Genomic DNA, 10,851 nt, shown 5'->3' on the forward strand with positions numbered 1-10,851 from the left:
AAAGCAAGATCCGGTTCATCAAGATGAAAATAGCGCGCCAGCTGCACGTCATTGGGTTCTGCAACATAGCGACCATAATTCAGTTCCTGCTCAGTGGTCAGAAAATCAACGGGCATATCGGCCTCCCTGCCTGACGGGTATTTAGTAACATTTTTGCAACCGTCCGAAATGTTATAAATTGTCAGACACCGAAAATCGGCTTCATTAATGTGTCCGTTAAATCGATTTTTTCGTTAAAACAGACACCATCTGTCCGATATTTGATTTAGGATACACTTTTATACGGCTTTTTGGTTACGCACGGGTCTCAACCAGTCAGCAGTCCCTCGATATCCAGATCAGAGCGCTCAAAGACGCAGGCGTGAAAGCCCACCGCATCTTTACCGACAAGACATCCGGCAGCTCAGTCGATCGTCCGGGGCTTGATCTGCTGCGTATGAAGGTGGAGGAAGGCGATACCATTCTGGTGAAGAAGCTCGACCATCTTGGCCGGGATACCGCCGATATGATCCATCTGATAAAGGAATTCGACGCTCAAGGCGTGGCCGTCCGTTTCATTGATGACGGGATATGTACTGACGGCGAAATGGGTCAGATGGTAGTTACCATCCTGTCTGCCGTCGCGCAGGCTGAACGGCGGAGGATACTGGAGCGCACCAATGAAGGCAGACAGGAAGCGAAACTAAAAGGTATCCGGTTTGGTCGCAGACGAACTATCGACAGAACCAGAGTGATGGTGCTTTACTGCCGGGGCACGGGCGCAACTGATATTGCCAGAGAAATGAAGATTGCACGCTCCAGCGTTTACAAAATTATTGCAGATGCTGAAAAATCATGAGGAGCCGAAAAAACCAGTATTTCCTGGTTTGTTACTGTGCTGAAAGCAGAGCCGTGGAGGTGATTTTCCCCGGCGGGCTCTGCTTCAGATATAAGGATAATTAAGCCATTGCGCCCGGATCAGAACGCCACGTTCAGCGTCAGGTTGCCGGCGTTCTCCTGACGCCCGTTTTCACCGTAAATTCCGTTCCACCCGAGCGTCAGGCTGGTCTCTTTTCCCGCGTCTGCCAGTTCAATGCCGGCACCGGCCACGGCGGCATCGGCGCTGAGCGGCGCTCCCCGGACGCGGAAGCCGGCGCCGGTATCTGCAAACGTCATTTCGCGCGCCGGCGTTACGCCACTCAGCACGTGTCGCCATGCCACGTCCGTATACGGCCGCACGCTAACCCTGCCGGCCGTCAGGCTCCACGATGCACGCAGTCCGGCGGTGGAAAAGGTGCTGGTCTGGTCACCGCCTGCGGTTCGAAGCGCGGCCTCACCGTCGGTCTCGCTGACGCTGCCAAGCCGGGTTTTCACCGCCGTTATGCCGGCATAGGGTTCTGCTATCAGGGCTCCGGTCTCCATGACGTACCCCGCCTCGCCAAACGCCTGCATGACGGACGCATGTGCGCCCGCCTTCTCCTGTTCGCTGAAGCCTTCAAAACTCACGCTGCGACGGGTATCCAGGTTATGGTGGCTATATCCTGCTCCGGCGCGCAGCGCGACCTGTCCGGACTGACCGCCGGCGTAGAGTCCGAACAGATGGTCATCACTGTTCGTGCTTCCGCCGCCCGCATTCCAGGAGGACGAGCCGGTGCCGGCCAGCACGCCCGCCCTGAAGCCGCCGTCAGTGCCCCCGTCCACGCCCACCATGATGCCAGACGAGCTGCCTTCCAGCGAACCAGCAGACTGGCTGCCCCCCGACAGCGTGCCGTCTGACTTCCAGGGGCGCACCCAGGCGTTAACGCCGCTGCCGTGATGTTCGCGCAGCCTGTCCAGCGCCGCGTTGCGCAGGAACCGGCTGTTTTCAGATAGCGCGGTCGCGGCAGAGGCATAACCTTCGCCGGACAGGCTGCCCAGCGCCGTACGCATCTGCGGAGCGTTCAGTACGGCCAGACTGCCGTACAGCGCCCCCAGAGGAGAGAAGTGTTCAGCCGCCTGTGCCACCCCGCGCTGGTTATACGTCTGCGCCACGGAAGCGAAGCTGACGTCGTTGCGCACCAGGCGCAGCGTGACGCTGTCGGGCGTGTAGCCCAGTTGCGGCGTCAGGAAAGTATAATCCGACGCAACGCCGTCAAACTGCCCGCTGATACCGCCCGCCGCCGTCAGGATGGTGTAGGTGGCCAGCGGTGAATATGTGCCGGCCTCCCCGGCGTGCAGAACCTGTCCGCCTGACAGGGTGGCCTTACCGGAAACGGACAGCAAATCGCTGAGGCCGGTGGCGGCCTCCGTTTCCCAGCGGTAAACGGAGCCTTTATCCATGGTCAGGTCGCCCAGCACGCGCAGCGTGCCCGGTGAGTTGCCGGGCGCCACAGTGCCGCCATTGCCGACGTGCACGCTGCCGGTGCTGCCGCTGCCTTTCAGGGCACCGCCACGGCCAACATCCACCGTTGCCGTCAGGGGCCCGTTGGCTGCGAGCGTGCCACCGTCCCTGACGCTGACGCTGCCGCCGAGGGCGCTGGTCACGTTCACGGAGGTCTGGCTGATATCCGTATGCCCGCTGAATCCTGATGCGTCGCCGGTAATGCTCAGCCGGCCCGCCCCCGTCAGCGCATAAGTCCCGGCACCGCTGAGGCTGCCCGCCTGAGTGGCTTCGCCGCTGTCAACAGCCAGGTTCACGGCCCCGTTCAGCAGCAGGGGGTTAAGCACGGTGATGCCGTCGCTGTAGCCGAGGGTTGTGCCGTCGTCGAGTGCAATGGTGCCGGTGCCTGCGGCAACCGATGTACCGAGGTCAAGCCGCCCGGCGGTCACGTGCGTCCCGCCCGCATAGCTGTTATTGCCGGTAAGTGACAGCGTTCCCGCGCCTGACTTGACCAGCCCCCCGGGGCCACTGACTTCGCCGGATATGCTGCCCTGACGCCCCGGCGCTACGTTTATCTCCCCTGACCCCACAAGTACCGTGCGGCCGGCAATGCGGAGGTCACCGTTCTCTGAGCCCAGCGTGCCACCACTGAGGCGCAGGGTGGCGCCCGGTGACGTAACGATATCGCCCTGCGTCCGCAGCGAGCCGTTTTCCAGCACCAGGGTGCCACCTCCTGCGTTCACGTTTCGTGAGTATTCGTTGATGCCCGTCAGCCTCAGCGTACCACCACTTATGGTGAGGCCACCGAAAGTGTTGTGCCCCGTGAGCGTCAGTTCGCCGCTGCCTGCCTTGGTCAGCACGCCGCTGCCACCGATGTCGTTACGCCAGATGTCGCTGGCGTTGTAGCCTGCGCCTGGCTGCGTATCATCAGTCGCCCGCGCCGCGTCCAGGGTCACGGTGGTGTCGGCATCAATGGCCCCGTAACCGTCGGCCGCCCGGAACAGGTCCAGCCGTGCCCAGCCTTCGCCGTTATCCAGAACAATGCCAGACGGCAGTTCGGTCGTGCGCAGCACCTCGCGCAGCTGGTCTGCGCTCAGGTAAGGGAAGCGTGTCATGATGAGATATTCCGCGCCCTGCGGCACCACGGCGGGCTTATCCCCCGGCCCTACCGCAGGCAGGTTGTAGGTCAGCCGGGTTTCCCAGTCCGCCCGATTTTTGGTGTAGTTGCCGAACGCATCGCTGCTGCCTCCGTCCGCACATGCGGCGATACTGCTGCCATTACAGCCTTTAAGCATGTCAGCCCGGACGCTCTGCGCGGTATTTTTCAGCGCACCGGCCTGCCAGCCGTTACCGGCCATCACCCCCGCAAAGCTCCATTCGCCGACCATCCTGCCGCCGATAACGTCCAGCGGGTAGTGCACGCCGTTGACGATGCGGTGCAGTCCGTATTCGCTGGCGCGGGTCATTATCTGCTGGAAGCGCTCCGGAAAAATCCAGGCGGTGTAGAGGGCATTCATGTAGCCTTTGGAGGTGTGGCCGCTGGGAAAGGAGCTGCCGCTGCCGGTTGCCCGGGGCAGCTTGTGAACGGACGGATCCGCCACGAAGGGGCGGGGGTTATTGTAAAAATTCTTTCCCTCAGTGGCGGCCGCGGCCGCCACGTCGTTGAAGTTCCAGCCCGTCCCGTCAATGCCGGGATTCAGGGCGCGAAGGCCACCCAGCGCGGGTCCGGCAATCTGTGTCGCCGAGTAATGCGTTTCATCGTCCTGCGCCGCCGTCTGGTCCGCCGGCGTGCTGGCGGCCATGATGTCCTTAACGTCCTGGAGGTTCTGCGCGATAATATCCGGCCGGTTCTTCTGTATGTCTGAAAAACCGCTCAGCATCTCGTGCGCCTGTTCGGCCTGTGCGCCGGCCTGCAAAAGCAGCAGGCTGATACCGGTACCAATGCCTGCAGCTGTGCGCCTGAATAAGTGTTGTTGCATTCTTTACCCCTGAGTACGCCCTTTCGGGCCGGATTAATCACGCGGACGGAAATGCCCTCCGCAAACGGTTTCTCATGAGAGCGTTTTTAACTGTTCAGAACTGCCAGCGTACGCCCGCTTCAATGCTGTTTTCCTGCCGCCGGGAAGACAGCAGACCGGACCAGCCGGCCGTTACCGCGACAGCCTCGCCGGCGCGCCATTCAGTCCCGGCCCTCAGCAGCATTGCGTCACGCGGCGCATCGGGGGCCCGAACGGTAAAGGCTTCGCCAGCGCTGAAGTGAAGGCTGGCGTCCCGGCTGACCGCGCTCAGCGCGTGCTGCCAGCCCGCACGTCCGTAGACGCGGAGCTGTTCTGCGGGCGAAATCTGCCAGCCGGTACTGCCCTCTAATCCGGCCACGGACAGCAGCGCGTGCATTTCCTCCCGGCCGGCACTCAGCGCTGCCGCTCCGCCGCTTTCCTGCAGCGCCTCCCGCGAAAGTGAAACCCAGCGGAGACCGGTGAAGGGCGCCAGGACCGCTGGCCCGGAAAGAAGATCCCAGGCGGCACCGCCGAAAACCTGCACTGACCGGGCTCCGTAATGCGAGGTCTCTGCGTCACGCTGGGTGCCGTAAGCCACCCCCCGTTCCGTTTCAGCACGATGTACGCCCAGCACGCTGCCCGCGGTGAGCGTCAGCGCGCCCGGGGTCCAGCAGCCATACGCCGCCAGCCAGCCGTTATCCCCCGAGGCGCTGCCGTCCGCGCCGCCGTCCACCGATGAGCGGGTGTAGCCCAGTGCCGCCCCTGCCCGCGCGTTGCGGCCGGTCAGGTCGGTACCGAACAGCGCGCCGTATGCACTGTCGTCGTAGCCATAATCGCCGCCCTGCCCGCTGGCATGACCCTGAGCCCCCAGCAGCTTCCCCCACACTCCGTGACCGGCCTGCGCTTCTGTCGCGGAGGGAGCGCCGCTACTCTGCAGATGATCTTCCAGCGCCGTCCTGACGGCAGCGGACTGGTCAGCCAGGCTTTCCAGCACATCCGCGTGAAGCCCGCCGCTGAGTGCGCTGAACGCAGAACGGGCCTCACCGGCGGTGCTGACGGCAAGCAGGGACTCGCGGACAGGGTGACCGGAAGGAAGGGTGTCAGCCGCTGCTGCCACTGCGCGGCGGTTAGGCGTGTCGGCAGGTGCGGCAAAAGGGGTGGCATTCCGCCCGGCGGTCAGCGTCACGCCCGTGGCGTCGTAGGCGGCGTGCACATCGAGAAAAAGCCAGGCGGGAGAAACCGTACTGAAGCGCCCGCTGAGGCCGCCGGCGGCGTCAAGGATGCGGAAGCGGCGGCCGTCCAGCGACTGCACCTCCCGCTGCGTCAGCAGGTTGCCGGTGGTGGCCGACAGGGTGGTCAGGTCCGCGCCGCCGAGGGTGATGTGTCCACTGCTGCGCAGCGCGTCGCTGCGGCCGTCTGCCGATACCGTCGCGGCATAGTGCGAGCCGGGCCCCAGGACCACGTCACCCTCGGCGGCCAGCGTTTTTCCCACGGTGCCGGGTGACAGGGTTGCTCCGGAACGTAAGGTTATTCCACCGGTATGACCACTGCCGCCAAGGACTGCTGAGCCGTCTACCGTCATGGCACCCGTCAGTGTGCCGTTGACGGTAAGCCGGCCGGCACGGACCTCCACCGGGCCGGCCACCGTGCTGTCGCCGTTCAGCACCAGCGTACCGGCACCGCTTTTGGTCAGCGGACCATTACCGGTAAGTGGAGCTTCAACGGTCGCCACGTCCACTGATGCGGGCACGCTCACCGTGAGGCCTGACGGGTCCATGTTCAGCGCCTGACCGGTCAGGGTATAGCCGCTGACCAGAAAACGCAGCTCGCGCGCCGAAACCTGCCCGCCGGAATTATCAATGGTGACCGTCCCGGGTGCGCCGCGGAAAATGGCCACCCTGCCTCCCCAGCCGTCGTTAATCAGGCCGCCCGCCCGCGTCCAGTTTTCCGCCGTCGTGCCGCGTTGCCAGACGCCGCCGCCGCCGCCCGCGCGTCCGTCCGCCATTGGGGTGCTGCCGTCCCAGTACTGTTCATCCGGCAGCGGTGAGTCCAGCCGGAGAATAATGAACTGCGTCTTGCGCTGCGTGGTGCTGAAGTTGTTGTCAGACACCAGAATGAGCGAAGTATGACCGTCAGGCAGCACGGGGCCGAAACTCATCCCCTCCACGTTGTCCACCTTGGTGTCCCAGGTATTAAGCACGCCGGCGAGTGATTCTGAATCAAAAATCAGGGTTTTGCTGACGGGCAGCGTACTGCCCGCATTCAGGGATGCGCTGCCGCTGATGTCCGGTGCCCCGGCAACATCCACTCGGTAGATGCGGATGGAGTTATGTGATTCGCCGGTCGGGGCGGTGCCCGCCCCTTTACCGTCCCAGGCGCGCTCCATCACCAGGAAGCTGCTGTTGCTCACGGCCAGCAGCTCGGACACGCCGTTGCCTGAGATGCCGTCCATGCGGTAGGAATACTGCGCGAGAACCCTGCCGTCCTCACTCAGGTGTGAGAGGCGCGTTATACCGTTGTCCTGCGCGCGCGGAGCCTCCCGGATAACCCAGAGCGCCCCCTCCGGGGTGAAAGTCATGCCCTCCAGCTGGGTGTTGCCCCCGCTGCCGGTCACGGTTTCCGGCGGCCGGATGGTATCGCGTGTCGTGCCGTCAGAGTGGATGTGATACAGCACATTTTCGGACTCCGAGCTCAGCCACAGGCCGTCACCGGACGGGTCGTAGCGCACCGACTCGAGCCCGTTGGTTTCGGGCTGCCAGGCCGGGTCATTTAACGGGGTGACGCCGGTGAACCGGATGCCGTAGCCCAGCTGTCCGGGCGTGAATACCGGCTCAAGCGTGAAGAGGGATGTCTGCCCGGCCCCGCCCGGGCCCAGCCCGGGACGGGTGTTGTCGCGCGCGGTAATGAACTGCCCGCTGCCGCGGTTCAGGTCGATACCCGACAGGCCACCGATGGTCCAGTCGTCATAGCGCATTCCTGTCGCGAACGTGACATTGTTCTGGTAGCTCAGCCCGTTTATTGCGGGGATGTCCGCGCCATAACTGACTGTACTGTCAATGAATCTGCCGTCATCAGCCTGTGACGGCAGTGATAATGCCATACAGACCGCGCACAGCAAGCCGCGCCAGGAATCCTGATGCTGCTCCCCGAAAAGAAATTCCATAACGGCATCCTTAACGTAAAGAAACTGTAAAGCCGAATTTTTGTTCAGGGGTTATAGAGGATTACTGTTTCGTTTTCATGTCAGGAAAAGAGAAATTTCAGGTATTCGACCCCGGAGGGAGGACTGAAGGGGTAAAAGCCTGAGCATACGCATCGGGGGACGTGTGAAGGGCAGAAAGATCAGTCGGGCCGGTCAATGATGCACCGGTAATGACGATATCGCGCGCAGATATACGGGCATTATTAATATGCTGGCGCACTATACGTTCACGTTGCCGGATGATATTCAAAAGGGAGAAATAAGGGCGTTAAATTTCAATTATAACAATAAATTATCTCCTAAACGTACGTTTCCGTTCCATTGGCCCTCAAACCCCTACACCGCGTCAGTGTGTGCCGTGGCCGCAGATGCTATGCTGCTGATGCCGATAAAGTTTCTGATGGATCGCACAATCTGCTAACCGGCGCAACACATCCGGTTTCACATCGGCCGCCTCAGATGGTTATAATTTAACCGTCGCGCTGGCTGCTGTGGCGTGGCACCACCCAACGATTAGTATTGCGTCTTCTGTCCGTACCGCAGAATTCCGGACGTTTGCTCTGCTAGGCGGACGTCCGGCTTTTTCTGCGGGGCAGGGGAATGAAAGCTCCTGTGCCGGGAAAGCTGATACTGATTATCTTCATGCACCTGCAAAGCCGCATCAGCGCCTGATATCCCGCGCCCTTTTGGTAGTTCATAGCGGATACAAAAGCAACACGAAACCTTTCAGTCACCAGGATAAACAGATTTCACTTCAGGTGATGGCAGTTTCCTGAGAAAGTGGCCGCGCGATGAACTGTGTCGCGAATTTCACTGACTGACTTACCTGCCCGGAATCGGCTGGTTTACGGGCGGGCTTTTTAACACGGGTCCGGTGGTCAGTCTTCAGTATGCGTTTCATTCTTACCTTTTCTGAACGGGTTCATCATCTGTGCCTCTGAAGGGATTCATTACTGCAGCGTATCAGCTGGTTGATTTCTGCCACATTACCCTGATTAGCGCCATTTAGTCTGCTTATATCCCCGGATAGTTCCGCACTGACTGAGGTGATATATTCATAATGCGGTGAATCACCCTGTACGGAGTGGCTAAGCTACTGTTGGCGGATCATTGCCCTGGAAAGCGGGTCAGGTTGTAGCTTTTCTGACTCACCGGGAGGCACCCGGCACCGCAGACTTTCTCAATGCCGGAACTTCCCCCCTTATACGGCGGGGCAGCACCCGGCGAGTGAGGCTTTGTCGTTTGTCACGCGCTAATGGTGCCTGAATATTACCCACCGGAAAGCACCCGGCGTTGCGGCAACTGTTATCAGGACGTCTGCCCCCTGACGGGCAGCAGACAGTTCAGACGCTGTGTCCGGTCATGCCGCCTTTCCTCAGCTCATACCGTCCCGCCATCATCGACTCCCGCACGTAACCTGCCACTGTATTTTCCCTCAGCCACGGCGGCGAAGTTTTCAGCCTGCCGCACCGCCCTGAGCGTCTGCTCCAGCGCCTCAAATGAGGGACGTACGTCTGAATACAGCGCCCTGCGCCCGGACTCCACCGCCACCTGGGGCGCGCAGCCGCGCATGTCCGCCACCATCACCAGCCGGACGCAGCGCATCATCCGCGCGGTTTCCGCGTACTGCTGGCGCAGCCGGGTGGCCAGCGGCGCCACGCAGCCGTACGACAGCAGAATGCCCAGGAAAGTCCTGACCATGGCCTGCGCAACCAGCGCGCCCAGCTCGTGCGCGCCGCGGTCCGTTGACCCCAGCGCGTGGATAACGCCCAGCACGGCCGCCACGATGCCGAAGGCGGGCAGGGCGTCCGCCAGGCGGATAATCCCCCCGGCGGGCCCCTCGCGCTCCTGCTCCAGCGTGTCAGCCTCCATGGCCAGCAGCGCGTCCATGTCGCGGTCGTCGAGGTTTCCTATCAGGCGCAGGCGCAGGCAGTCGGTGATGCAGGCCAGCAGGAGCGGACTGGCAAGGACGCGCGGATAGCGCTGAAAAAGCGGGCTGTCATGAGGGCGGCTGATTTCCGCGTCCAGCACCAGCATGCCGCGGTGGCGGGCGCGGCTCAGCAGGTGAAACAGCAGGGCGAGCAGCTCGGAAGCCAGCGCGGCCCCGTAGCGGCTGCCCCGGAGGGTTTCCGGCAGGGCGCGCAGCAGGGCCAGCAGGGCCGGTCCGGTGTTGCCGGCCAGAAAGGCGCCGGCCGACGCGCCGGCGATGATGAGCAGCTCGGCCGGCTGAATGAAGGCGGACAGAACCCCGCCCGACAGCGTACAGCCGGTGAGTACGGCCGCGATGACCACAAAGTATCCCGCCAGTACGGGCATGATTTTCCCCTCTGTCAGTGAGCCGGCCCGGGTTCGGGCCCGCGACGTAATCTGTCCGCTTCCCCGGCGTCACCGGGCAGGCCGTCCCCCGCCGGATGCAGGAATGATGCCGTACGCACAACTGCAAGGGGCATTCCCGCAGCGCATCAGCCCGCGGACGCTGCAGCCAGGAGCGGATGGGGACCTCATCAGGTATGGCCATGACCCCTTCACGAAGCTTTGCCGGCGTGGACGCAGGGGCCTCCCGCAACGATAGCCTGAGTCAGCCGGAATAAAAAACCGCGCGCCGGGAGCCGGCTGCGCGGAAAGACCTGGTACTTCCATTTTTTATTGTGAAAGCAGACACCGGAATAATAACCCTGCAGCCAGCATGCCTTCAACACGGTATTTATGTCGGACAGAAAAATGGCAGCATCCGTTCAAAACCACGCGCCCACTGAGAAAAGTGGGCGCCCTGCCCGTCCGTGCGGACCGTCTGCTGACCGCTCCTCCGCCCCATTCACTGTATTCTGCCGCGCGCGGCCGCCGTCAGCCATGCACCTCCGGCTTCAGGTGCCAGGTGCAGCCGCCCAGCGTTTCGCTGCCCCAGGTCTCCGTCACGCAGAGCGCGTCCTGCACCTTCAGGAACATCACGGGCTTCAGCACGATTTCGTCCGGCACCAGCCCGCCGTAGTGGCGGACAAGCACCCGGCCTTCGGTGCGGCCGGCGCCGTGCAGGGCGCCGCGGTGAAAGGCGCGGATGCAGTTGTCCGGGTGGGCGCGCAGCACGCGCAGGATGGCGTCACGCTCCACGTGCCCCCTCCGCCAGCAGGTGGTGCAGCAGCGGGTCGGCGCCCACGGCGGGCTCGCGCCGCCAGCCTGAACGGCTCAGCAGCTTATCCAGCGCCGCCAGGTCGCCGGTGATGCGGGCGGGCAGCGGGCGGGTCTGCCGGCCGCCTTCGTCAAACCCGTGCTCCAGTCCGGTCAGGTTCACGTACAGGCCCCACACGCCGGGGTTC

The 10,851-nt window shown here is 62.7% G+C and carries 5 protein-coding genes and 1 pseudogene; 1 reads left to right on the plus strand and 5 read right to left on the minus strand.

Annotation, left to right across the window (positions count from 1 at the left end; translation table 11 throughout):
* The first annotated feature begins 280 nt into the window (after positions 1–280).
* A complete protein-coding gene (locus CBW22_RS24970; protein ID WP_088518162.1) occupies positions 281–838 on the plus strand; it encodes a recombinase family protein in 558 nt (185 codons plus the stop codon).
* A 119-nt stretch (positions 839–957) separates the two neighbouring features.
* On the opposite strand, the gene CBW22_RS24975 is transcribed toward CBW22_RS24970, so the two are convergent.
* From CBW22_RS24975 to CBW22_RS25000, 5 genes and pseudogenes are all read right to left on the minus strand, one after another.
* The gene (locus CBW22_RS24975; protein WP_088518163.1) at positions 958–4,317 is read right to left on the minus strand and encodes an autotransporter domain-containing protein; all 3,360 of its coding nucleotides are present in this window, start codon (positions 4,315–4,317) and stop codon (positions 958–960) included.
* A 94-nt stretch (positions 4,318–4,411) separates the two neighbouring features.
* Positions 4,412–7,498, minus strand: a complete 3,087-nt coding sequence (locus CBW22_RS24980; RefSeq protein ID WP_088518164.1) for an esterase-like activity of phytase family protein — start codon at positions 7,496–7,498, stop codon at positions 4,412–4,414.
* A gap of 1,419 nt (positions 7,499–8,917) precedes the next feature.
* Positions 8,918–9,853, minus strand: coding sequence for a flagellar motor stator protein MotA (motA, locus tag CBW22_RS24990; RefSeq protein ID WP_088518165.1), 936 nt, complete (start codon positions 9,851–9,853; stop codon positions 8,918–8,920).
* 528 nt (positions 9,854–10,381) lie between these two features.
* Positions 10,382–10,645 (minus strand): hypothetical protein, encoded by a 264-nt coding sequence (locus CBW22_RS24995; RefSeq protein ID WP_088518166.1) that lies wholly within the window; start codon positions 10,643–10,645, stop codon positions 10,382–10,384.
* A pseudogene (locus CBW22_RS25000) lies at positions 10,635–10,851 on the minus strand (DUF2913 family protein); the annotation flags it as partial. The gene CBW22_RS24995 and the pseudogene CBW22_RS25000, both read right to left, overlap by 11 nt.

It is taken from the genome of Pantoea sp. VS1 (assembly GCF_002207995.1).
In the GTDB taxonomy this organism is placed as follows: domain Bacteria; phylum Pseudomonadota; class Gammaproteobacteria; order Enterobacterales; family Enterobacteriaceae; genus Pantoea; species Pantoea dispersa.